At 65.6% G+C, this 22,214-nt stretch carries 21 protein-coding genes and 1 pseudogene; 11 read left to right on the forward strand and 11 right to left on the reverse strand.

Going from position 1 to position 22,214, the window contains the following annotated elements; genetic code table 11:
• Positions 1-123: 123 nt before the first annotated feature.
• Positions 124-717, forward strand: coding sequence for a TetR/AcrR family transcriptional regulator (locus AC3WLE_RS02525; protein ID WP_492318571.1), 594 nt, complete (start codon positions 124-126; stop codon positions 715-717).
• 15 nt (positions 718-732) lie between these two features.
• Here AC3WLE_RS02525 and AC3WLE_RS02530 read toward each other — a convergent pair whose 3' ends face one another.
• The 5 genes from AC3WLE_RS02530 to AC3WLE_RS02550 all read right to left on the reverse strand — a co-directional run bounded on the left by AC3WLE_RS02530 (position 733) and on the right by AC3WLE_RS02550 (position 3,504).
• The gene (locus AC3WLE_RS02530; protein ID WP_492357585.1) at positions 733-1,239 is read right to left on the reverse strand and encodes a hypothetical protein; all 507 of its coding nucleotides are present in this window, start codon (positions 1,237-1,239) and stop codon (positions 733-735) included.
• A gap of 214 nt (positions 1,240-1,453) precedes the next feature.
• Complete coding sequence (locus tag AC3WLE_RS02535; protein WP_492357584.1) at positions 1,454-2,134, reverse strand: Hpt domain-containing protein; 681 nt, start codon at positions 2,132-2,134, stop codon at positions 1,454-1,456.
• Positions 2,135-2,173: 39 nt separating this feature from the next.
• Entirely contained in the window at positions 2,174-2,800 is a 627-nt protein-coding gene (locus tag AC3WLE_RS02540; RefSeq protein WP_492318573.1) for a response regulator, read from the reverse strand.
• Positions 2,801-2,978: 178 nt separating this feature from the next.
• On the reverse strand, positions 2,979-3,194 hold the full coding sequence (locus tag AC3WLE_RS02545; RefSeq protein ID WP_492318574.1) for a hypothetical protein: 216 nt from the start codon (positions 3,192-3,194) through the stop codon (positions 2,979-2,981).
• 103 nt (positions 3,195-3,297) lie between these two features.
• Positions 3,298-3,504 carry a hypothetical protein gene (locus tag AC3WLE_RS02550; protein WP_492357583.1) on the reverse strand — a complete coding sequence of 69 codons (207 nt, stop codon included), beginning with the start codon at positions 3,502-3,504 and terminating at the stop codon, positions 3,298-3,300.
• Positions 3,505-3,580: 76 nt separating this feature from the next.
• On the opposite strand from AC3WLE_RS02550, the gene AC3WLE_RS02555 reads away from it, so the two are divergent.
• Complete coding sequence (locus AC3WLE_RS02555) at positions 3,581-5,407, forward strand: PAS domain-containing sensor histidine kinase (RefSeq protein WP_492357582.1); 1,827 nt, start codon at positions 3,581-3,583, stop codon at positions 5,405-5,407.
• A 6-nt stretch (positions 5,408-5,413) separates the two neighbouring features.
• Here AC3WLE_RS02555 and AC3WLE_RS02560 read toward each other — a convergent pair whose 3' ends face one another.
• Complete coding sequence (locus AC3WLE_RS02560; RefSeq protein WP_010812428.1) at positions 5,414-5,887, reverse strand: Lrp/AsnC family transcriptional regulator; 474 nt, start codon at positions 5,885-5,887, stop codon at positions 5,414-5,416.
• A 230-nt stretch (positions 5,888-6,117) separates the two neighbouring features.
• Here AC3WLE_RS02560 and hppD point away from each other — a divergent pair, with 230 nt between their 5' ends.
• From hppD to AC3WLE_RS02600, 8 genes are all read left to right on the forward strand, one after another.
• Positions 6,118-7,197, forward strand: a complete 1,080-nt coding sequence (hppD, locus tag AC3WLE_RS02565) for a 4-hydroxyphenylpyruvate dioxygenase (RefSeq protein WP_010812427.1) — start codon at positions 6,118-6,120, stop codon at positions 7,195-7,197.
• A 187-nt stretch (positions 7,198-7,384) separates the two neighbouring features.
• The gene (locus tag AC3WLE_RS02570; protein ID WP_010812426.1) at positions 7,385-8,779 is read left to right on the forward strand and encodes an amino acid permease; all 1,395 of its coding nucleotides are present in this window, start codon (positions 7,385-7,387) and stop codon (positions 8,777-8,779) included.
• 109 nt (positions 8,780-8,888) lie between these two features.
• Positions 8,889-10,085 carry an amino acid aminotransferase gene (locus tag AC3WLE_RS02575; RefSeq protein ID WP_492353058.1) on the forward strand — a complete coding sequence of 399 codons (1,197 nt, stop codon included), beginning with the start codon at positions 8,889-8,891 and terminating at the stop codon, positions 10,083-10,085.
• Between the two features lie 239 nt (positions 10,086-10,324).
• The gene (locus AC3WLE_RS02580) at positions 10,325-10,897 is read left to right on the forward strand and encodes a 2Fe-2S iron-sulfur cluster-binding protein (RefSeq protein ID WP_492353059.1); all 573 of its coding nucleotides are present in this window, start codon (positions 10,325-10,327) and stop codon (positions 10,895-10,897) included.
• Positions 10,898-10,906: 9 nt separating this feature from the next.
• Positions 10,907-11,890: an FAD binding domain-containing protein gene (locus AC3WLE_RS02585; RefSeq protein WP_492357467.1), complete on the forward strand. Its 984-nt coding sequence runs from the start codon at positions 10,907-10,909 to the stop codon at positions 11,888-11,890.
• Positions 11,887-14,094 carry a xanthine dehydrogenase family protein molybdopterin-binding subunit gene (locus AC3WLE_RS02590; protein WP_492357468.1) on the forward strand — a complete coding sequence of 736 codons (2,208 nt, stop codon included), beginning with the start codon at positions 11,887-11,889 and terminating at the stop codon, positions 14,092-14,094. The genes AC3WLE_RS02585 and AC3WLE_RS02590 overlap by 4 nt, the downstream gene beginning before the upstream one ends.
• A 111-nt stretch (positions 14,095-14,205) precedes the next feature.
• A complete protein-coding gene (locus AC3WLE_RS02595; RefSeq protein WP_492357469.1) occupies positions 14,206-15,066 on the forward strand; it encodes a MipA/OmpV family protein in 861 nt (286 codons plus the stop codon).
• A gap of 175 nt (positions 15,067-15,241) precedes the next feature.
• Entirely contained in the window at positions 15,242-16,243 is a 1,002-nt protein-coding gene (locus AC3WLE_RS02600; RefSeq protein WP_492318582.1) for a Bug family tripartite tricarboxylate transporter substrate binding protein, read from the forward strand.
• A 349-nt stretch (positions 16,244-16,592) separates the two neighbouring features.
• Here the strand turns inward: AC3WLE_RS02600 and AC3WLE_RS02605 are convergent, their stop codons facing one another.
• The 4 genes and pseudogenes from AC3WLE_RS02605 to AC3WLE_RS02620 form a co-directional block, all read right to left on the reverse strand.
• Positions 16,593-17,735 carry a 3-deoxy-7-phosphoheptulonate synthase gene (locus AC3WLE_RS02605; protein ID WP_492357470.1) on the reverse strand — a complete coding sequence of 381 codons (1,143 nt, stop codon included), beginning with the start codon at positions 17,733-17,735 and terminating at the stop codon, positions 16,593-16,595.
• Positions 17,736-18,738: 1,003 nt separating this feature from the next.
• Positions 18,739-19,028: pseudogene (locus AC3WLE_RS02610) on the reverse strand (hypothetical protein); the annotation flags it as partial.
• Positions 19,029-19,665: 637 nt separating this feature from the next.
• Positions 19,666-20,445: an SDR family oxidoreductase gene (locus tag AC3WLE_RS02615; RefSeq protein WP_018312231.1), complete on the reverse strand. Its 780-nt coding sequence runs from the start codon at positions 20,443-20,445 to the stop codon at positions 19,666-19,668.
• Positions 20,445-20,771, reverse strand: a complete 327-nt coding sequence (locus AC3WLE_RS02620; protein WP_492357471.1) for a nuclear transport factor 2 family protein — start codon at positions 20,769-20,771, stop codon at positions 20,445-20,447. Before AC3WLE_RS02620 ends, AC3WLE_RS02615 begins: the two co-directional genes overlap by 1 nt.
• A 94-nt stretch (positions 20,772-20,865) precedes the next feature.
• On the opposite strand from AC3WLE_RS02620, the gene AC3WLE_RS02625 reads away from it, so the two are divergent.
• Positions 20,866-21,207 (forward strand): winged helix-turn-helix transcriptional regulator, encoded by a 342-nt coding sequence (locus tag AC3WLE_RS02625; protein ID WP_018312229.1) that lies wholly within the window; start codon positions 20,866-20,868, stop codon positions 21,205-21,207.
• Between the two features lie 302 nt (positions 21,208-21,509).
• Here the strand turns inward: AC3WLE_RS02625 and AC3WLE_RS02630 are convergent, their stop codons facing one another.
• Positions 21,510-22,136 (reverse strand): tyrosine-type recombinase/integrase, encoded by a 627-nt coding sequence (locus AC3WLE_RS02630; protein ID WP_492357472.1) that lies wholly within the window; start codon positions 22,134-22,136, stop codon positions 21,510-21,512.
• Positions 22,137-22,214 lie beyond the last annotated feature (78 nt).

Raw genomic sequence — 22,214 nt, forward strand, 5'->3', positions numbered from 1 at the left:
ACGAACGGATTGTGCCGCGCCGCATACTGGCCGCCCTGGTACCGCCCTCGTCGACGCGGATCAAGGCAAGCCCACGCTGCCCGCGCGCCAGGCTGCCCTCTGGCCATTGCTACAATCCGACAGATGTCCACCCAAGCCGAACGCAGCGCCAGCACCCGCCAGTCCCTGATCGACGCCGCCGTGACCTTGCTCGTCGAGCAAGGCTATGCAGCCTTTTCAGAAGCGCGCGTGTGCGAACTGGCCGGCAGCAGCCGCGGCTCGCTGCGGCACCATTTCCCCGAAGGCCGCTATGACCTGCTGCCAGCCATGCTCACCTGGCTGCTGGAGCGCGAGGCGGCGCGCCTGGCCGCGCTGGGGCCGCTCAGCCCTTCGCTGTGCCTGCACCTGATGCTGCATATCCTGGCGACCCGCCCACAGCGGCATACCTCGCTCGCCATACTGGAGGTGTGGATGGCAACGCGTGGCGACGCGCGCCTGGCCACCGCCGTGCGCGCGCCGCTGGAAGCTGTGCCGCGGATGCTGTTCGGCCAGCCGCCGGACGCGCCGCCAGAGCCGGAATGGCTGGCGCTGCGCTGTTTCCTGCACGGCGCCACGCTGCACAGCTTCGCGCCGGACTACGACGGCCAGGGCTTGTCCGAAGCGGTGCGCTGGCTGATCGCGCGCCTGCCGGCCCCGGCGGGCCTGGACGCCTTGCTGGCGCGCATGCACGCAGACTAGTTGTAGAGCGCCGGATCAGGGCAGCCGCGCCAGCAACCGGTCGCCCAGCGTGCGCGGCAGCGCCAGGCGCCCTGCCTTGCCAGGCGCCGCGGCATCGAAGACCACGGCCTGGCCGTCCCAGCTGAGCCGCACCGGCCCGCTGCTGTTGAAGGTGCGCTGGGCCAGCACGCGGTCGCGCTCCACGCCGTAGATGCGCAGCAACACCCGCTCCCGGCCCAGATAGCAGTATTCCGCTGCGTACCGCGCGGCGGCATCCAACGACGGCAGGTGCCGGCAGTTATGCGCGCCGGCGCGCTCCCAGGCGCCGTGGCCATAGGCGATGGCGGTCCAGATACCGCCGAGCGCCAGCAGCCGCCCCGCGGTGACCAGTGCCAGGCGCTGCGCGCGGGCCTTGCGCCCGTCCGGGGTCGCCATCACGTGCGACACCGCGCGATACAGCGCCAGCCCCAGCAGCAGCATGGTCACCGCCGCCAGGTGGAAATAAAACGCCGACTCCGGCATTGACGCCATGATCTGACCCATGCCCGCTCCCGGAAAATATCGTCAAACTAACCGTCCAGCCGAAAATCAGAATCCCGCGTCCGCGCCGTCATATAAAAACGCACCGCATTAATCGGCGCCATTAATTCCAGAATATTGAAAATCGATGCCCTGATATATTCGAGCATAATCAACCGACCGCACCGGGCCAATCCGGTGTATTCCCGCACCGGGGCTGCCGGCGACCGCCGCGGTCTTATTTTTCCGATGGCAGCGCCGCCAGCAGGGCGAGCAGCCGCGCCACCGTCGGCGCCACGATCGCGGCCAGCGCAGCGGCGTGGGCCGCATCGCCGTCGCTGGCGGCATGCTCCAGGCGCTGGGCAAAAGCACGCAAGGCATGGCAGCCGACGTAGTGGGCAGATGCCTTGAGCCGGTGGGCGACGCTGCGCACCGTGTCCAGCGCACCGTCCGCGGTGCGCAACTGCGTCAGGTCGGCCTGCGCCGAGGTGACCAGGGCGTGCACCAGCTCAGCGGCAAAGGCGCGGTTGCCGAAGGTCTGCGCCGCGATGGCTGGCCCGATGCCCGCGGCCTCGCGAGGGGACAGCGCCAGGTAGCGCTGGCGGGCCAGCATGGCGACGATGGCCGCTTCGGTCACCGGTTCGCGCAGGCTGGCGATCACACCTTCGTCCGCGCCGGGCACCTGCACCGCGTCGGCCGGCAGCACCACGGCGCAGACCGGGCCGGTGGCACGCCAGGCGCGCAACAGGCTGTCGGGGATCTCGGTGGCGGCACCGGCAAGCACCAGGCCGATGTCTGCGGCGGCGTCCGGCGCGGGCGTGTCGGTGTGCACATCAAAGCCGAGATCGCGCAGGATCGGGGCAACCCCGGCGACCCAGCGCGTGTCGCCGGGCGTGGCAAGCAGCAACGCGCCGGTCATGCGCGGCTTCTCAATGCGAGTCGAATCACGGGCAGCATGCTAGCCGATCGCAATATGGTGGCGCCGCGCAAAGTCGATGACATCGACAATCGATTTTGCGCCGAGTTTTTCCATGGCCCGGGTCTTGTGCGTGCTGACTGTCTTGTTGGAGATAAACAGGGTTTCGCCGATTTCCTTGTTCGACATGCCCTTGGCAAGCATCTGCATGACCACCAGTTCCTTGTCGGAAAGACTGGCCAGGCGCGCGGCTTCGTCGGCGTGGCCGGCGTTGTTGCCGCGGTCGGTTTCCGGCATCACCGTATAGCCGGCCAGCACGGACTCGGTGCAGCGCACGATCTCGGCAAGTTCCTGGGTCTTGCTGACAAAACCATGCGCACCGGCCTGGCGCGCGCGTGGGGCAAACGTGTTCTGGTCCTGGCCGGAAATGACCAGGATGCGCACGGCGGGATGGCAGGCCCTGAGGCGGGGGATCACGTCCAGCCCGTTGATCTTCGGGATGTCCAGGTCCAGGATCACCACGTCGGGGGTGTACTGCCGCACGATCTCGATGGCGGCCTGGCCATTGTCGGCCTCAAGCACATGGGTGATGCCCAGCACCTGGGAAAAGTGCGTCTTTAGCACCACCCGCATGGGCGGGTGGTCATCGACGATCAGGATTGTGGTCAAAACTTGAACTCCATAGCAGGCACCTTGATGTCCGGGCGCCCGGGCACATCATTTTGCTCAGCATTTGTGCTGGAGGGCACCGGAAATTTCCGAGCGGGGGCCTGCATCTTCCGAAAACCCGGCCGAGGGGTTTTGCAAGCCTGGCGCAATGCGGACCATGGCAGTTGCGCATGCCCAATCATAACGCTGCCGCCACGGCGTGAAGAACGACGTCGCCGGACAATGGCAGGGGGGTATCCGAAGGTTTTCGACCCGCCCGCAGCGATGAGGTTTCACGATGCTGCCGCGTGCGTGCCTGGCTGATGCCGGCGTGCCGGCCCGCGAGAAGCTGCTCGGCATTGTCTTCGATATGTGACGTGACAGGCGTCAACAGCGCGTGATCCGGAAATTTCACCCCCAATCTCAGATTCGTCCTAATGAGATATCGAGGCTGAGCCCATAGAGTGAAAACTATCCAGCGACCGCTGCGCCAACCGCGCAGCGGTCGCTGCCACGTTTCACTGAAATTTGCCGCCCCGCTTGTCCATTCGTCCGCCCATCCATAGCGAATCGCCATCGGCCACCGCTTGCCCGCACCGCTTCACGCGCGTCTGGCGGCTGGCAAGTGCCGCCTTGCTGCTCGTCAGCGTATTGGTCTGCGCCGGTACCCAGCGGACGGCAGAACCCGAGCCAGCGCCCGCCGCGGCGCCTTCCCTGGCCGGCATGCCAGTCGCCTTGCCCGAGGCACCTGCCCTGCGGCCAGCACCGCCACCGCAAGCAAGGCCACAGGCGCACTGGCGGGTGCTGGGGTGGACGACCGGGCTGCTCTGCCTGCTGACGCCATGCCTGCTGGCATGGATCTTCATGCTGTACCGCGAGGTGCGCCGGCGCCGGGCCGCCGAGATTGCGCTGAAGGACAATATCGCGATCCAGTCGGCGCTGCTCGATGGCATTCCCCAGCCTGTCTACCTGCGCGATGCCTCGTTGCGGCTCATCACCTGCAACCGCAGCTATGAAGAACTGGTCGGCGCCACGCGCGACACCTTGCGCGGGCAGCCGCTGGACACGTCGATCCAGGTGCGTCCCATCGCCATCGACATGGCCGAGCTGGCTCGCGACTACCGCAAGGTGATCGAAGACGGCACCCCACTGCACAAGGACCGCTGCCTGCGCCTGGGCGGGCGCACCCACCACGTGCTGAACTGGCTGACACCGCTGCGCGGCGCCGATGGCACCGTCAAGGGCCTGGCCGGCGGCTGCGTCGACCTGACCGAACGCCACGACATGCTGGCCGAGCTGGCGCAGGCCAAGACAGAAGCCGAGGCCGCCAACCGCGCCAAGTCCACCTTCCTGGCCTCGGTCAGCCATGAGATCCGCACCCCGATGAACGCCATCACCGGCATGCTGGAGCTGACCCTGGCGCGTTGCCAGCTGGCCGAGCAGGAACGCCTGCAGCTGGTCACGGCGCACAAGTCGGCACTGGGCCTGCTGGCGCTGATCGACGACATCCTGGACCTGTCCAAGATGGAGGCCGGCAAGTTCAGCATCCACCCGGCACCCGCTTCGCTGCCCGGCCTGGTCAGGGACACGCTGCTGATCTTCGGACCGGTGGCCGCGCAGAAGGGCCTGCCGCTGACCAGCGGCATCGGCGCCGCCGTCGCGCCGCTGCACCAGGTCGATGCGCTGCGTTTCCGTCAGATCCTGGCCAACCTGGTGTCCAACGCGGTGCGCTTCACCGACAGCGGCACGATCCATGTCAGGCTTGACGCGCTGGCGCCTCTCGACGGCGTGCAGCAGGTCATGCTGACCGTCTCCGACACCGGCATCGGCATTCCCGCCGGCGCCCAGGCGCGGATGTTTGAACCCTTCGAACAGCTGCATGACCGCACCCGCCCCCATGCCGGCGGCACCGGGCTGGGGCTCGCAATCTGCCAGCGCCTGGCCAGCGCGATGGGAGGCCAGATCTCGCTGTCCAGCCAGCCGGGCCAGGGCACGCGCGTCATGGTGACGCTGCCGCTGACGCTTGCCGTCGCCACGGAACTGCCCGAGCCGGTGCCGCCGCCCGTGGCGGGCTGCGCACGGCGCCGGGTCAGCGTCCTGGTGATCGACGACCACGCGCCCAACCGGCTGCTGCTGCAGCGCCAGCTGGAACACCTGGGCCACCGCGTGAGCACCGCCTGTGACGGCCGCGAAGGGCTGGCCATGCTGGACCGGGCCAGCTTCGACGTGATCTTGTGCGACTGCGCCATGCCGGTCATGGACGGCATGGCATTCGCACGGGCGGTACGCGCACGCAAGGATGCGCACGGCAGCGTGCCGGTGATCGGCTGCACAGCAAGCGCCGTCGCGGTGGACCATGCCGCGGCGCTGGCGGCGGGCATGAATGCCGTGATCGTCAAGCCGGTTGGCCTGCAGGCGCTGGATGCGGCGGTGGCAAAAGCCTGCGCCAGTGGCCACCGGGTGCGCGAGATAGCCGTGCCAGTGCGGGTCAGCGCGCCCGACAGCCAGGCCGGCACGCATGACGAGGCCGCCCACTGCGGCGTCAAGCCCGGCTCGCGGCCGTCATGGTGTGCGGTGTGCCGGGCAATGAACGTGCAGTGCGACCGCCTCGACCAGCCGGAAGACTAAGCCCGCTCAGGCCTCCAGCGGCACCGCGCTGGTGCACTTGATCTCGTCCAGGCACACGCTGGACTTCACGCCGCTGACACCCGGGATACGCATCAGCGTATCGAGCAGGAAGTCAGACAGCGATTTCAGGTCCTTGGCGACCACCTTGAGCACGTAGTCGATATCCCCGGTCACCGAGAAGCATTCCTGGATCTGCGCCAGTTCCGCCACCAGGCGCTTGAAGTTGGACAGGTCGCGGATATGCCCGCGCTCCATCGTCACATGGATAAAGGCCACCACGCCAAAGCCCAGCGCCGCCGCGTCCAGCCGCGCCTCATAGCGTTTGACCAGCCCGGCCTCTTCCAGGCGGCGGTGGCGCCGCAAAGTCTGCGCCGGCGACAGCGCGATGGCCTCTGCCAGTTCCAGGTTGGAGGCCCGCCCCTGCTCCTGCAACACCCCCAGCAAGCGGCGATCGGTACGGTCCAGCTCGATCGATTGCACTTTGATTTCCTCACATCAGAGATTCACGCAATCAGATTTCATAATCTAGGGTTTCCCTGCCTGTTTTACGAAATCCAATTTTGCCGTCCGGAATATACACTGCATCCCAAGCAAGCGCACTACAGGCCTGTCCTGCAACAGGTTTCCGCCGAGCCGACTGACACCGGTGCGACCTCGTTGCCAAGTGCCGCCGCCACAATATTATTTCCCGCCCCTTTAGTGAGAAAGCCATGGCCGACCTGTTTGACAACCCGATGCAGCTGATGGGCTTCGAATTCGTGGAATTCGCCTCGCCCACCCCCAACGTGCTTGAGCCGCTGTTCGAGCAGATGGGCTTCACGCTGGTGGCAAAGCACCGCTCCAAGGACGTGGTGCTGTACCGTCAGGGCGAAGTGAACTTCATCGTCAACCGCGAGCCGCACAGCCACGCCGCCTACTTTGCCGCCGAGCACGGCCCGAGCGCCTGCGGCATGGCTTTCCGCGTCAAGGATTCGCACAAGGCATACGCCCGCGCGCTGGAACTGGGCGCGCAGCCGGTCGAGATCCCGACCGGCCCGATGGAGCTGCGCCTGCCCGCGATCAAGGGCATCGGCGGCGCGCCGCTGTACCTGATCGACCGCTTCGAGGAAGGCAAGTCGATCTATGACATCGACTTCGAGTTCATCGAAGGCGTCGACCGCCACCCGGTCGGCCACGGCCTCAAGCTGATCGACCACCTGACCCACAACGTCTACCGTGGCCGCATGGCTTACTGGGCCAACTTCTATGAAAAGCTGTTCAACTTCCGCGAAATCCGCTACTTCGACATCCAGGGCGAATACACCGGCCTGACCTCCAAGGCCATGACCGCGCCGGATGGTAAAATCCGCATCCCGCTGAACGAGGAATCGTCCAAGGGCGCCGGCCAGATCGAAGAGTTCCTGATGGCCTTCAACGGCGAGGGCATCCAGCACATCGCCTTCCTGACCGACAACCTGATCGAGGTCATCGACCGCCTGCAACTGGCAGGCGTGCCGCTGATGACCGCGCCGAACGACTACTACTACGAAGCACTGGACACGCGCCTGCCCGGCCACGGCCAGCCTGTGGAGCAACTGAAGTCGCGCGGCATCCTGCTGGACGGCACCACCGAAGGCGGCAAGCCCCGCCTGCTGCTGCAGATCTTCTCCAAGACCGCGCTCGGCCCGGTGTTCTTCGAGTTCATCCAGCGCCGCGGCGACGAAGGCTTTGGCGAAGGCAACTTCAAGGCCCTGTTCGAGTCGCTGGAACGCGACCAGATCGAACGCGGCACGCTCAAGGTCGAGGCCTGACCGGCATCGGCTTTCCCTGACCGGCAGCCCTTGACGGGCACAGCCGGGTCCGGAAACGCGCACACCACCTTCGCGGCAGTCACCCTGCCGCGCGGGTGGTGACGTCCCCCAGGCCCAAGCGTTCGACTCGATACAAGCCAGAAACGCGGGCCCGCATTCCATGAGAATGGGTAGAGGAAACAACTGAATGCATGCAAGCAGCAATGACGGCACGCTCAAGCGCGGCCTGAAGAACCGGCATATCCAGCTGATCGCGCTGGGTGGCGCCATCGGCACCGGCCTTTTCCTGGGCATCGCCCAGACCATCAAGATGGCGGGGCCCTCGGTCCTGCTGGGCTACGCGATCGCCGGCATCGTGGCGTTCTTCATCATGCGCCAGCTGGGCGAGATGGTGGTGGACGAGCCCGTCGCCGGCTCGTTCAGCTACTTCGCCGACAAATACTGCGGCCACTTCGCCGGCTTCCTGTCGGGCTGGAACTACTGGGTGCTGTACATCCTGGTGAGCATGGCCGAGCTTTCGGCCGTTGGCATCTACGTGCAGTACTGGTGGCCCGAGATCCCGACCTGGGTCTCGGCGCTGGCCTTCTTCGTGATCATCAACCTGATCAACCTGTCGAGCGTGAAGTCCTTCGGCGAGATGGAGTTCTGGTTCTCGATCATCAAGGTCGCGGCCATCATCGGCATGATCGGCTTCGGCGGCTACCTGCTGCTGTCCGGCAACGCCGGCCCGCAAGCGAGCGTGGCCAACCTGTGGCAGCACGGCGGCTTCTTCCCCAACGGCATGGGCGGCCTGGTGATGGCCATGGCCGTGATCATGTTCTCGTTCGGCGGGCTGGAGCTGGTGGGCATCACCGCGGCCGAGGCGGATTCTCCCGAGAAGACCATCCCCAAGGCCACCAACCAGGTGATCTACCGCATCCTGATCTTCTACGTGGGCGCGCTGGCGGTGCTGCTGTCGCTGTACCCGTGGGAGAACGTGGTCACCGGCGGCAGCCCGTTCGTGCTGATCTTCCACGCGCTGAACAGCAACTGGGTGGCGAACGTGCTGAACGTGGTGGTGCTGACCGCGGCGCTGTCGGTCTACAACAGCGGCGTGTACTGCAACAGCCGCATGCTGTACGGCCTGGCCCAGCAAGGCAACGCTCCCAAGGCGCTGCTCAAGGTCAACCAGCGCGGCATTCCGCTGACGGCACTGGCGTTCTCGGCCGTGGCCACCGCGGCCTGCGTGGTGATCAACTACTTCATGCCCGGCAAGGCCTTTGAGATGCTGATGGGCCTGGTGGTGTCCGCGCTCATCATCAACTGGGCGATGATCAGCCTGATCCACCTGAAGTTCCGCGCCGACAAGCGCCGCGCCGGCCAGGCCACGAAGTTCCAGAGCTGGGGCTATCCGCTCACCAACTACCTGTGCCTGGTGTTCCTGGCCGGCATCCTGGTGGTGATGTACCTGACGCCTGGCCTGCGCCTCTCGGTCTACCTGATCCCGGTGTGGCTGGTGGTGCTCGGCGTGAGCTACCTGGTGCGCCAGAAGAACGCGGCCGCCGCGCTGCAAAGCGGCATCGCCGCCCAGCAACTGCGCTGAAGCGGCAAGGCGGCGCCTGCAGGCTGCGGGCGCCGCCGGTTAGAATCCAGTCTGCGCGACGCCCCCTGCGCCGCGGCAGCTGCCCCCCGACCCAATTCCATCGCATCCCATGTTTGCACACATCGAGGCATTTCCCGGCGATCCGATCCTCTCGCTCAACGAGGACTTCCAGCGCGACCCGCGTACCGACAAGGTCAACCTGAGCATCGGCATCTACTTTGACGACGAGGGCCGCCTGCCGGTGATGCAGGCCGTGGCCAAGGCCGAAGCCGCGCTGCTGGCCGACATGGGTCCGCGCCCCTACCTGCCGATGTCGGGCCTGGTGGCCTACCGCAACGCGGTGCAGGCGCTGGTCTTTGGCGAAGACTCGCCGGCGCGCGCCGCCGGCCGCATCGCCACGCTGCAGACGCTGGGCGGCTCGGGCGCGCTGCGCGTGGGCGCCGATTTCCTCAAGCGCTACTACCCGCAGGCGCAGGTGTGGATCAGCGATCCCAGCTGGGAAAACCACCGCGTGGTGTTCGAGCGCGCCGGCTTCACCGTCAATACCTACCCGTACTATGACGACGCCACCGGCGGCCTGAAGTTCGACGCAATGATGGACGCGCTGCGTACCATCCCCGCGGGCAGCATCGTGCTGCTGCACGCCTGCTGCCACAACCCGACCGGCGTGGACCTGAACCAGGACCAGTGGCGCCAGCTGATCGCGCTGCTCAAGGCCAACCAGCTGCTGCCGTTCGTCGACATGGCCTACCAGGGCTTCGGCGCCGGCCTGGACGACGACGCCTTCGCCATCCGCGAGCTGGTGGCGCAGGACGTGCCCTGCCTGGTGGCCAACTCGTTCTCGAAGAACTTCTCGCTGTACGGCGAGCGCTGCGGCGGCCTGAGCGTGTTCTGCAACACCGCCGGCGAAGCCGCCAACGTGCTGGGCCAGCTGACCGGCGCGGTGCGCGCCAACTACAGCAACCCGCCCACGCACGGCGCGCGCGTGGTGTCCAAGGTGCTGACCACGCCCGAGCTGCGCCAGCTGTGGGAAGAAGAACTGGCCCAGATGTGCGGCCGCATCGCGCGCATGCGCGAGGCGATCCACCACAACCTGCGCGACCATGTCAGCGGCGAGGCCCTGTCGCGCTACCTGACCCAGCGCGGCATGTTCACCTACACCGGCCTCACCGCCGACCAGGCCGAGCGCCTGCGCGAGCAGCATGGCGTGTACCTGCTGCGCTCGGGCCGCATGTGCGTGGCCGGGCTGAACGAGCGCAATGTGGGGATCGTGGCCAAGGCTATCGGGAGTGTGCTGAAGGGCTGAACCTGACGGCAGACGGCATCACCAGGCGGCGCCTTCGGGCGCCGTTTTTTATTTTGCGGCGCATGGGACGCGCCAGCGTAATTTCTACAAACGCCGTGGAGTTTTGACTTTCCAGCCATGGCTTCCCCTGGCTTTCCTCAGGCCCATCGCCACGGCCATCCCCGGCACTGAACTTGCAGCCTTCCTGCATCCCAGGCACCGTCCCCAACCGTGCCAGAGTTCCCACAGAAGGCCCGCAAATGTCCGAAGACAAGGCCCCCGCCCAGTGCAGCACCGCCCTGCCCCCCGGCGCCGCCGCCCGCCCTGTCACGCTGCACATCAACGGCAAGCCCTGCACGCTGCAGCTGGAGCCCCGCTGCACGCTGCTTGACGCGCTGCGCGAAGTGATCCACCTGACCGGCACCAAGAAGGGCTGCGACCGCGGCCAGTGCGGCGCCTGCACGGTGCTGGTCGACGGGCGGCGCATCAACGCCTGCCTGACGCTGGCGGTGATGCAGGAAGGCCGCCAGATCACCACCATCGAAGGCCTTGCCAGCGGCGACACGCTGCATCCGATGCAGGCCGCCTTCATCGCGCACGACGCGCTGCAGTGCGGCTTCTGCACGCCGGGCCAGATCTGCTCGGCGGTGGGCATGCTGGCCGAGGCGCAGGCCGGTGAGGCAAGTTCGGTCCACCCGCTGCGCCCGGCAGCCCTGCCGCTCAGCGACGATGAGATCCGCGAGCGCATGAGCGGCAACCTGTGCCGCTGCGGCGCCTACCCCAATATCGTTGCCGCGGTCCGCGAGGTCTGCAGCCAGCACGGCAGCCGCTGAGGGCCGGGCATGAATCCTTTTTCCTATGAACGGCCCGAGTCCGTCGACGACGCCATGCGCCTGGGCAGCCAGCCGGGCGCGCGCTACGTCGCCGGTGGCACCAACCTGCTCGACCTGGTCAAGGCCGGCGTGGAAGCGCCACGGCTACTGGTAGACGTCAGCCGGCTGCCGCTGGCCCAGGTGGCAGCGCTGCCCGACTGCGGCCTGCGCATCGGCGCGATGGCCAGCAACACCGATGCGGCCAACCACCCGCTGGTGCGCGAACGCTATCCGCTGCTGGCGGGCGCCAGCGGGCAACTGCGCAATATGGCCACGATGGGCGGCAACCTGCTGCAGCGCACGCGTTGCCACTACTTCTACGATCCCGGCTTCCCCGCCTGCAACAAGCGCAAGCCCGGCTCCGGCTGCGGCGCGCGCGATGGCATCAACCGCATCCACGCCATCCTGGGCGCGAGCGAGCAATGCATCGCCGTGCATCCGTCCGATATGTGCGTGGCACTGGCCGCGTTGGAAGCCGTGGTCGTGGTACACGCCACCACCGGCGAGCGCCGCATCCCCATCGGCGACTTCCACCGGCTGCCTGGCGACATGCCGCAGTGCGACACCATGCTGGCGCCGGGCGAGCTGATCGTCGCCATCGACCTGCCGCCTTCGCCCTATGCCGCCCATGCCCACTACCTGAAGGTGCGCGACCGCGCCAGCTTTGCCTTTGCGCTGGTCTCGGTGGCCGCGGCGCTGGAAATCGACAGCAACACCGTGCGCAGCGCCCGGCTGGCGCTGGGCGGCGTGGCGCACAAGCCCTGGCGCGTCCCGGCGGCGGAGCAGGCCCTGGCGGGCCGCCCGCTGAGCGCGCACAGCGCCGCCGAAGCCGCGCGGCTGCTGCTCGATGGCGCGCATCCCTATGCCCACAACGCTTTCAAGGTGGGACTGGCGCAACGTGCCGTGCTGCGCGCGCTGCAGGTCGCCAGCCGGCCGCAAGGAGCCTCGGCATGAGCGTGACCGGCGCCCCCCTCGACCGCGTCGATGGCATCCCGAAGGTCACCGGCCGCGCCCGCTATACCGCCGACCATCCGCTGCCGGGCCTGGCCCATGCGGTGATGGTGACCAGCACCATCCCCTGCGGCGAGATCACGGCGATGGACACCGCCGCCTGTGAGCGCATGCCGGGCGTGCGGCTGGTGATGACACCCTTCAATACACCGCACCTGCCCAAGGGCGGCAAGGCCGCCGCGGACATTGCCACGGCCGGGCACGTCATGAACCTGCTGCAGGACACCGCCATCCACTACAACAACCAGCCCGTCGCCGTGGTCGTGGCCGACACCCTGGAGCAAGCGCGCGACGCCGCCCGCTGCCTGCCGGTGCAATACCGGCGCGCCGATGCCGTGCTTGACTTTGCGCAGGCCCGCGCGCAGGGATGCAAACCCGACGAGGCCGGATCGGCCGACAGCCGCCGCGGCGATATTGACGCCGGCCTGCGCAGCGCCGCCGCGGTGGTCGACGCGGTCTACACCACGCCGATGGAAAACCATAACCCGATGGAGCCGCACGCCACCATCGCCGCCTGGGACGGCGGCGAGTTGACGCTGTACGACGCGACGCAATACGTCACCGGCGTGCGCAAGGTCGCATCGGCCACGTTCGGCATTCCCATGGAGAAAGTTCGCGTGATCTGCCCATACGTGGGCGGCGGTTTCGGCGGCAAGGGCTCGGTTTGGTCGCACGTGATGCTGGCCGCGATGGCGGCGCGGCAGGCGGGCTGCCCGGTGAAGCTGGTCGTGGACCGGACGCAGATGTTCGGCACCGTGGGCACGCGGCCCCTGACCGAGCAGCACCTGGTCGCTGCCGCGGCACAGGACGGCGCGCTGAGCGCGATCCGCCACGACGTGGCCACCTGCACCTCGATGATCGAAGACTGGCTTGAATCCGCGGCGCTGATCACGCGCAGGCTCTATGCCTGCCCCAACCAGCAGACCAGCCAGCGGCTGGTCAGGCTGAACATCGGCACCCCCACTTTCATGCGGGCGCCGGGCGAAGCCACTGGCAGCTTTGCGCTGGAATGCGCGCTGGACGAGCTGGCGGAACAGCTCGGCATCGACCCGGTCGCGCTGCGCCTGCGCAACCACGCCGATATCGACCCTGAGACGCACCTGCCGTTCTCCAGCAAATCGCTGCGTGAATGTTATCGAGAGGCCGCCGAGCGCTTCGACTGGGCGCGCCGCAACCCCGAGCCGCGTTCGATGCACGCCGACGGCAAGCTGGTGGGCCAGGGCATGGCCACCGCGACCTATCCCACCTACCGTTCGGGCGCCAGCGCCATGGTACGCCTGCTGCCGGACGGCACCGCGCTGGTACGCTCCGGCTCGCAAGACCTCGGCACGGGCACCTATACGGTCATGACGCAGGTCGCCGCCGACGCACTGGGGCTGCCGCCCGGGCGCGTGCGCTTTGAACTGGGCGACACGGCCTTCCCCGAGGCCCCGGTGTCGGGGGGCTCGCAGTCGGTCGCCAGCGTCGCGCCTGCCGTGCAGCAAGCCGCCGCGGCCGCGCGCCGGCAACTGATCCGGCAAGCCGTGGCGGACCCGGCTTCGCCGTTGTCGGGCGTGCCGGCGAAAGACGTGGAGATCAGCGACGGCTGGCTGCAACGCCGCTCCGATCCGACGCAGCGCGAACCCGTGTCCGCGCCGATCACCCGCGCAGGTGGCCACGCGATTGAAGCGCGGGCCAGCGCCAGGCCCGGCAAGGAGCGGAAGCAATACGCAATGCACGCGTTTGGCGCGGTCTTTGCAGAGGTCCACGTCGATCCCGACCTGGGCGAGATCCGCGTCCACCGCATCGTCGCCAGCTATGGCGTGGGCCGGCTGCTGAACCGCAAGACCGCGCACAGCCAGCTCAAGGGCGGCATTATCTGGGGCATCGGCATGGCGCTGCATGAGAAAACCGAGCTGGATCCCGTCACCGGGCGCGTTGCCAATGCCAACCTGGCCGAGTACCACGTGCCGGTCAATGCCGACGTCGGCACCATCGACGTGACGGTGGTGGACGAGGACGATCCGCATATCAACGCGCTGGGCACCAAGGGCATCGGCGAGATCGGCATCGTCGGCGTGGCCGCGGCCATCGCCAATGCCGTATACCATGCCACCGGCCGGCGCGTACGGGACCTGCCGATTACGCTGGACAAGCTGCTGGACTGAGGCCCGCCCAGGCCCAGGGTGGTTGCGCTGGCCGCCATCCAATGGAAAGATGTCGCCCACGGGCTTCGTGCCCGCAACCTGACTGCCCGCCTGGCGGGCGTGGAGGCTGCCGTGACCGAGCTCTACCCCAAGCGTCCGTTCTCGTGCATTGCCCTGCTGCTGGCCGCCGGCGCCGTCCTGGCCCCGGCCCTGGCCAGCGCCCAGACCCCGGCACCGCTGGCGGAATGGCAGTTCTCCGCCGGCATCCCGCTACAGAAGCTGTTTGAAGACACCATCCCCGACTGGCAAGTCCGGCTCGGCGCCGCGGCCATGGTGCGGCCGCGCTACGACGGCTCGTCGGAATACATCCTCATCGGCGGGCCCAGCATCGATATCCGCTACCGCGACCTGGCCTTTGCCTCGATCGGCGAAGGGCTGGGCGTGAACCTGCTGCTGGGCAAGAACTGGCGCGCGGGGATCGCGCTGTCCTACAACCTTGGGCGGCGCGCAAAGGAGGACTCGCCGCACCTGGACGGCATGGGCAATATCAACCCGGCGCCGGAAGGCAAGCTGTTCGCTGAATACGCGGTCTCGAAGGAATTCCCGCTGGTGCTGCGCATCGACGCGCGCCGCAGCCTGGGCGGCAGCGACGGCTGGGTCGGCGATATCGGCGCCTATATGCCGCTGCCGGGCAGCTCCGAGAAATTCTTCTGGTTTGCCGGCCCCACCGTGACCCTGGCCGACTCGCGCTACATGAACGCCTGGTACGGCGTCAGCGACTCGCAGGCCCGCGCCGGACGGCCCGCCTACCATGCGCGCGGCGGCATCAAGTCCTACGGCTTCGGCGTCAGCGCGGTGTGGTATTTCAACAAGCACTGGTTCGCCACCAGCGACATCGCGATCTCGCAGCTGGCTGGCGATGCGGCGGACAGCCCGATCACGCGCAAGTCGACCAACGGGGTCTTCGACCTGTCGATCAACTACGAATTCTGACGCCGATAGCCGTCCGCCCAGTGCGGCTATCGCACAGTGGATGGCCCGCGCCCGCGATTTGGACGGTACCGCCACGGTTCTTCGAAACTGCGTCCCGCATAATTGCGCCGGCCGGAATATCCGGCCGCAGCATCCCGCCAGGGGATAGTCGAAGAAGCCAAAGAAGGAGATGTAGTTGAAGTCCAGCATCAAGCATCGCGTGGCGCGCAGCGCGCGTTTCGCCGCCATGGCCATTGCCGGCCTGGCCGCCGCCCACACCGCCCCCACTGCCCTCGCCGCCGAAGCGTGGCCGGCCAAGCCGATCAAGGTGATCGTGCCTTACACGCCGGGCGGTTCCACCGACACCGTCTCGCGCGTCGTGTTCGAAAGAGTCTCGCAACGGCTGGGCCAGCCGATCATCATCGAGAACAAGCCTGGCGCCAACAGCACCCTGGGCGTCGGCGTGGCCGCGCGCTCGGCGCCGGATGGCTACACCTTCGTGTCGGTGCTGGCCGCCTACAGCGCGAACATGTCGCTGTATTCCAAGCTCAGCTACAAGCCCACGGATCTGGTGCCGGTGGCGGAAATGGCCGAGCTGCCGCTGTTCCTGTTCTCCAGCAAGAAGCTGCCGGTCAAGACCGTCGCCGAACTGGTCGACTACGGCAAGAAGCACCCCGACATGCTGACCTTCGGTTCCAGCGGCGTCGGCAGCTCCGCGCACCTGACGGGCGAGCGCCTGGCGATGGAGTCGAAGCTCAAGCTGACCCATGTGCCGTACAACGGCAGTGCGCCGATCCTGCCCGCGCTGGTGTCCGGCGAAGTCTCGGTCGCCTTCGACCCGCTGCTGGTGCCGATGCCGCATGTGAAATCGGGCAAGATCAATGTGCTGGCCGTGGCCTCCGCCAAGCGCTGGCCGGGCGAGCCCAACATCCCGACCATGGAGGAAGCAGGTTTCCCCGGCTTCGTGATGAGCTCCTGGACCGGGCTGATGGCGCCTGCCGGCACGCCGCAACCGGTCGTGGCCCGCATGGCCAGGGAAATCGCCGCGGCCACGCGCAGCCCGGAGGTCGCGAAGAAGCTGACCGACCTCGGTTTTGTGCCGGTGGGCGGTACGCCTGAAGAGTTCCGCAAGCTGATCGAGCGTGATACCACGCGCTATGCGGAGATTGTGAAGGCGGGGAAGATTACGCTGGATTGAGGTTGTTGCCCGGCGGCTTATGTCTTGGCTGCCGGCGCAGCTTGGCCCACGCCTGCCATCGATTGGACCTTAATCTGGTCGAAGGCACATGCGACGCAGGATGGGCCAGCTAGAGGCGTTGCAACAGGTCCGGAAGGCTCCCGGAGCCACCGTTCTCGCCGCGATGGAGCAGTACATAATCTCCGCGTACCACAACGGCGACAGCCTGAAAATCAAGACGATATTGTGCGACGTCAAAAGAGATCATTCCGGTATGCAAAGAGCTTTTGTCTATTTCACCAATGTCAGGGAGAGGTGAGGTCCAGTCGCATTGCCTCACCGGCTCCTTGGGGACGTAGATGCGGAACGCCTACGGCTGCGAATCCCGCCCACGGCGCACACTGACCGCCTCGCCAAGCATGTCCAGCACTGCCACCGAGTCGTCCCACCCGATGCAGGCGTCGGTGATGCTCTGCCCGTATGTCAACGCGGACGGACTGTGCTGGCCCGGGGTGAACTTCTGTGCGCCGGGGAACAGATGGCTTTCGACCATCACCCCGAAAATGGAGCCACTGCCACCGTTGATCTGTTGCGCCACGTCCCGCGCGACATCGACCTGCCGCAGGTGTTGCTTGCTGCTGTTGGCGTGGCTGCAATCCACCATCAGCGAGTTGCCGAGCCCGGCCGCTTCCAGTTCCCTGCAGGCGGCCGCCACGGAATCCGCATCGTAGTTCGGGGCCTTGCCGCCACGGAGAATGACGTGGCAGTCCGGGTTGCCCTTGGTATGCACCGTCGCCACCTGCCCGTTCTTGTGCACGCCCAGGAAGTGATGCGGACGCGATGCGGCCTGGATAGCATCGATGGCAATCCTGATGTTGCCGTCAGTGCCATTCTTGAAGCCAATCGGCGCTGAAACGCCCGAAGCCAGCTCGCGGTGCACCTGGCTCTCGGTGGTGCGTGCGCCGATCGCGCCCCAGCAGATCAGGTCGCCTATGTACTGGGGCGAGATCACGTCCAGGAACTCACCGGCCGCCGGCAACCCGAGGCGATTGATATCGACCAGCAGGCTGCGCGCGATGCGCAGGCCTTCGTCGATGCGATAGCTTTCGTCCAGGTAGGGGTCGTTGATCAGCCCTTTCCAGCCCACCGTGGTACGCGGCTTCTCGAAGTACACACGCATCACGATCTCCAGCGACCCGGCGTGGCGCTGGCGCTGCTCCATCAGCCGCCGTGCGTACTCGAGTGCCGCCTGCGGGTCGTGGATCGAGCAAGGTCCCATGATCACAAGCAGCCGGTCATCCTTGCCGTGCAGAATGCGCGAGATGCGCTGGCGCGTCTGGGTGACCAGGGATTCGACCGGCGTGCCCCGGATCGGGAAGAAACGGATCAGGTGTTCAGGCGGAGGCAGCGGAATGATGTCTTCGACGCGGGCGTCGTCAGTCACGCTGGTGCGGTCCGGCGGCGCCTGCCAAGCTTCGGCAATGGTCAACGGGGATTTCTGTGGATCATTCATGGCTAGCTCCTGGAGAACTGGGACAGGAAGACCGCCGGCGGGTGCCAGTCAGGCGCAGCAGCGGAATCCGGGCAATATGTCGTTGCGATGCGGCAGGTAGCAATGGCGACGGATCCTGAAGGGCGGCCCAGGCGCGCTGGTACGCGCCAGCAAACGCCGCATCCAGCCAGGACCTGGCTGCCCCCCTCCTCAGCCCTCGTCGTTATGCATCCTCCCAAGACCACTGTCGTGATTATCAGCCCGGCGCAGCGCAATGCCAACCATGGAGATTGGCGAACCGCCAATCAGCGGTCCCAGTTTTTGCGGGGGAACTACTATGTCAGGCCGCCCGCCGAATGCCCATAGCCGGGCAAGACGGCAGCCGTTCACGCCCCGAAGCTTGGCTCGAATGCCGTCTGTGTCGCGTGCTGCGATTCGCGGAAGATCAAGCCGTAGACGCCCGGGTCGGAGCGGATTATCGAATCGATCTCACGGCATGCCAACCGAAGATCCGCACTTCCTTAAAATCGCGCTCGCCCACCGGACATGTCAAAGACAGCGCCTGCATTAAAGCGGCTGGCGTCCGAACATAGCCACGCTACCAGGTGCGCAGCCTCGGCCGGATCGCCCAGGCGCCCGGCCGAGCCCCTTTGCACCGCCGGTCACCAGCGCTGCCTTCCCCGAAAGATCATAGAAATTTGACACGGCATCCCCAGCGCGCCATGGCTGCGCAGAAGCGGTAGCGCCCACGGCAGACGCCGCCCCGCTTTATGACGCAGGCAACTGCCCTGAGCCTTGCCTCGTCGCGTCATCGGCGACAGGGCTTGCCATGCAGCCCACCCGCCGATCCCTACGCTACTAGCCCTCGTCGGGCATGCTCTGTTCGCTTCCAGACAAATACGTGCATGGTCGAAGGCGGCCACACAGACATGGTGTTCGCCGGCCGTCAGATGTCAGCGGAGTCCCTCTCGCGGTCGTCAATCTGCGCCACCGCGAAGGCTGAAGCTCAATAACGGCCCAGACCGTGACCAGCTAGCTGCCAGTCGACGTGTAGTGGCGCAGCCCGGTACGCCATGCGCCGATGGCCGCCAGGAGAAAAACGAAACCAGTCGAATTCGCCGGTACGCAAAAAGGTCTGCCCAGCACGTCGAAACCGCGCCCGATGGCATCGGCGATGGCGAACATGCAGTTCACCAGCCCGTAGAACAGCGCCACTTCGCCGATGCGCCAGCCCTGCACGTCGCCGAAGCGGTCGAACAGCGCCCAGACCGCGACCACCTCGATTCCGGTGACAAGGAACTGACCCAGCGTGACGCGTCCCGCTATCTAAGGTGAACGAAGGTCTCTTGTCGACCCTAAACAGCCTGTTGCACCCAGCTTGCCAGTGTCCCTTGACGACCACATATCAGGCACTGGAACATCCCGGTTGACTCGACACTCTGTAACTGGAACGCCTACAAAACGGAAAGCGATACGTGAGGGAGATTTTTCGGCGCCTGTCGACAGCCTTCCTTCTCCCGAAAGTGCGTTGTGAACCCTCGATGCTATGGCACAGACCGTCCCGCGGCATTGGTTTGTGCGGTGAGTATGCGCCCCGAAGTTTTTGAATGGCCTTCGCAAGGTCACTTGAGGATGGCAGACCGAACAGGCGAGCCTAATCTATGCTGAACAAAGACAATCGACGTCGCACCGTCGTGACTACGAACCAGCAGCGATCGCGTGCAACAATCGGATTCGCTTCTTATATTGCAACGGGCTCGACGCCATCACCGCCTTAAAAGGCGATGGAAACCGACAGCCTTACGACTCGCCCGTCAGGGGTCAAAGCCGGATGGCAGCGGCTCCCGCGGCGCGGGGCGCACGCCCCAACCCAGCGGCGGTACACCAGGACGCATAGGGTGCCCGGGCGATGAGTACTGCAGAATCGTGTCGGTGTCCAGATGGATCAGTCTTACGCGGTGGGAATGGTTCCACCGTCGATCACGTACTCTGCCCCGCTGATCGCCGCCGCACGCGGCGAGATCAAAAAGGCGATCAGGTCGGCGACTTCCGCCGGCTTGCACGGCCGCCCGAGCGGGATGCCACCCAGCGCATCCATGATGATCTGCTTGCCGCCTTCGTAATCCGTACCGGCCTGGCTGGCAAGCCGTTCTGCCAGCGCAACTGCCGCTTCGGTTTCCACCCAGCCCGGCGACACGCGCACGACGCGCACGCCCTTAGGCGTGATTTCCTTCGACAGACTCTTGCTGTACGTGGACAGTGCAGCCTTGGCGGCAGCATAAGCCGTGGTCGATTCCGGCAAGGGCAAACGATTCTGGATGGACGTGACGTGGATGATGACGCCTGCACGTTGCTCAATCATCTTCGGCAACAACGCCCGATCCAGTCGTACGGCCGGAAACAGATTGAGGTTCAGCTCTTTCTGCCATTCGGTTTCATCCAGCGCGGCAAAACCGCCTGCCGGGGCTGACGATCCGCCCAGGACATGGATGATGGCGTCCACGCCACCCAGCCGGTTTTCGATGGCCTGTGCTACGGTGGCGCAACCCTCCGGCGTAGTGAGGTCGGCTTCGACGAACATGGCGTCGGGAATGAAGTCCGGCTTGGCACGAGCCGTCGTCAGGATGCGCGCGCCGAGTTCGCCGAGCAGTTCGACGACGGCGCGGCCAACGCCCTTCGTGCCAGCCGTGACCAGCACACGCTTGCCCGTGAGTTCGCGGTTCGTGGTCATCAGCGGATCTCTAGAAATTCAATCTTGTGGTCCGTGAGCCGGAATGCATGTTTCAGGTCGGCGAGACCTCCGGGGAAGTTGCCAGCATATTGAGCCACGACAGTGACGCGGGCGTCGTCTTGCACGAACGTCAACGGCTCTACGCTATAGGCATACTTGCGCTGCGCTTCCGCCAGCCAGGTTTCGATTGCTTCGTGTCCCTGATACGTCTGGCCTTCATCGTGAACAACGGCCTTTTCGGAAAAAGCACGCCGCAGCGATGAAGGCGCGGCACCATTGCTCACCTGAAAAAAAGTGGAGACCGCATCGGGTAGTGAAATGTCCATGCAAGGAGCCTCTGATGGCAAAGTGTCGATACAGGAATTTTCGCTATAAACTTACTATTGAACAAGAACGCACGGAAAAGTAAGTTACCTACCTATGGGAAAGGAATACACCCCCGACACGGCCGCAGTTGGTGTCGAAGCAGTGCTTAAATTGCTGGAAGGGCGCTGGAAGCTGGTCATCCTGTTCCACCTTTTCGATGGCAAGGTGCAGCGTTTCTCTGATCTGGAGAAGCTCATCCCTGGTATTTCGCAAAAGATGCTCGCGCAGCAGCTACGCCAGTTGGAGGCGGACGGGATCGTGGCAAGAAAGCTCTATGCCCAGGTGCCGCCCAAGGTGGAATACCGGTTGACTGATTGGGGACAAGCACTCTGTCCCGCTCTGGACGCTCTTCTCAAATGGGCGGAGCAGCGCAACGAGTTGCTAAAAGCTGTCTGATGCCGAGTAGATTGCCCTAGGTAATCTCCGTTGATTGGCCGAGCAAGCCAAGCCGGATCAGACTCTCCGCGGTCGCAACAATGGCTTCATCTCTCGAACACGGCGACCATGCGAGTCTGCCCAACTACAGCCGTGTGCCTAAGGAAGAGCGCCGCGTGAGCTATCGCACTATAGCTATTGCGCGGGCCAACGGCCCTTCGACCGCTTTGAGCGTCTGTTGATGGAGTCAAAAGAGTCCTGGAACACGACACGATCAATGACCGCAATTGGCCGCAAGCGACCGCTCGCCGGCCGTGATGTCATCAAACTTCAGTCTGCTCCGCCATCTCAAGCGCGTCGTCGACCTCGATGCCAAGATATCTGACAGTGCTCTCGATCTTAGTGTGTCCAAGCAGCAACTGTACTGCGCGCAGGTTCTTGGTGCGCCGGTAGATCAACGAAGCCTTCGTTCGGCGCAACGTGTGTGTGCCGTACGCCGAATCATCGAGGCCGATCGAAGCGATCCATCGATGCACTAGGCGGGCGTACTGCCGCGTCGAAAGATGGGCAGAGGCGTGAAGTCGGCTTGGGAAAAGGTGGTCAGATGAACGGAGTCCTCGTATCCGAATCCAGGCAGCAACGCTGTCACGGGTCTGCTCGGTGATCTCAAACTGCACCGGTCGATGGGTCTTTTGCTGAGTGACTGTGGCTCGGGCGGCCACGTGCCCGCCGTTGCATATGTCTTGGACCAGCAATCGAGTCAGATCGCAAGCTCGGAGCTTGCTGTCGATGGCCAAGTTGAACAGCGCAAGCTCGCGCGCCTTCGAGGACATTTGGAGTCTGGTGCGGATCGCCCAGATTTCCTTGAGCTTCAAGGGCGGCTTCTGACCCGTAAGCTTCCCTTTGTTCCAAGGAACGTGAGGCGCGGCGGGGGAGTTTCGCGTATCCATGACGATCTCCTTTCAGGTGAAGGGAGATTCAGTTTGCGCCTGCTGTAACGGTCGCTGTCCGACCCACTCCTACCCTTC

This window comes from Cupriavidus sp. FW306-1B-F12B, assembly GCF_058781795.1.

Coding starts and splice junctions, on each gene's coding strand:
- AC3WLE_RS02580 (WP_492353059.1), top strand. CDS start 10,325: ATGTCCGAAGACAAGGCCCCCGCCCAGTGCAGCACCGCCCTGCCCCCC.
- AC3WLE_RS02605 (WP_492357470.1), bottom strand. CDS start 17,735: ATGAATGATCCACAGAAATCCCCGTTGACCATTGCCGAAGCTTGGCAG.
- AC3WLE_RS02575 (WP_492353058.1), top strand. CDS start 8,889: ATGTTTGCACACATCGAGGCATTTCCCGGCGATCCGATCCTCTCGCTC.
- AC3WLE_RS02525 (WP_492318571.1), top strand. CDS start 124: ATGTCCACCCAAGCCGAACGCAGCGCCAGCACCCGCCAGTCCCTGATC.
- AC3WLE_RS02625 (WP_018312229.1), top strand. CDS start 20,866: ATGGGAAAGGAATACACCCCCGACACGGCCGCAGTTGGTGTCGAAGCA.
- AC3WLE_RS02535 (WP_492357584.1), bottom strand. CDS start 2,134: ATGACCGGCGCGTTGCTGCTTGCCACGCCCGGCGACACGCGCTGGGTC.
- AC3WLE_RS02550 (WP_492357583.1), bottom strand. CDS start 3,504: ATGCCGGCCAGGGAAGGCGCCGCGGCGGGCGCTGGCTCGGGTTCTGCC.
- AC3WLE_RS02620 (WP_492357471.1), bottom strand. CDS start 20,771: ATGGACATTTCACTACCCGATGCGGTCTCCACTTTTTTTCAGGTGAGC.
- AC3WLE_RS02585 (WP_492357467.1), top strand. CDS start 10,907: ATGAATCCTTTTTCCTATGAACGGCCCGAGTCCGTCGACGACGCCATG.
- AC3WLE_RS02570 (WP_010812426.1), top strand. CDS start 7,385: ATGCATGCAAGCAGCAATGACGGCACGCTCAAGCGCGGCCTGAAGAAC.
- AC3WLE_RS02615 (WP_018312231.1), bottom strand. CDS start 20,445: ATGACCACGAACCGCGAACTCACGGGCAAGCGTGTGCTGGTCACGGCT.
- hppD (WP_010812427.1), top strand. CDS start 6,118: ATGGCCGACCTGTTTGACAACCCGATGCAGCTGATGGGCTTCGAATTC.
- AC3WLE_RS02630 (WP_492357472.1), bottom strand. CDS start 22,136: ATGGATACGCGAAACTCCCCCGCCGCGCCTCACGTTCCTTGGAACAAA.
- AC3WLE_RS02590 (WP_492357468.1), top strand. CDS start 11,887: ATGAGCGTGACCGGCGCCCCCCTCGACCGCGTCGATGGCATCCCGAAG.
- AC3WLE_RS02530 (WP_492357585.1), bottom strand. CDS start 1,239: ATGGGTCAGATCATGGCGTCAATGCCGGAGTCGGCGTTTTATTTCCAC.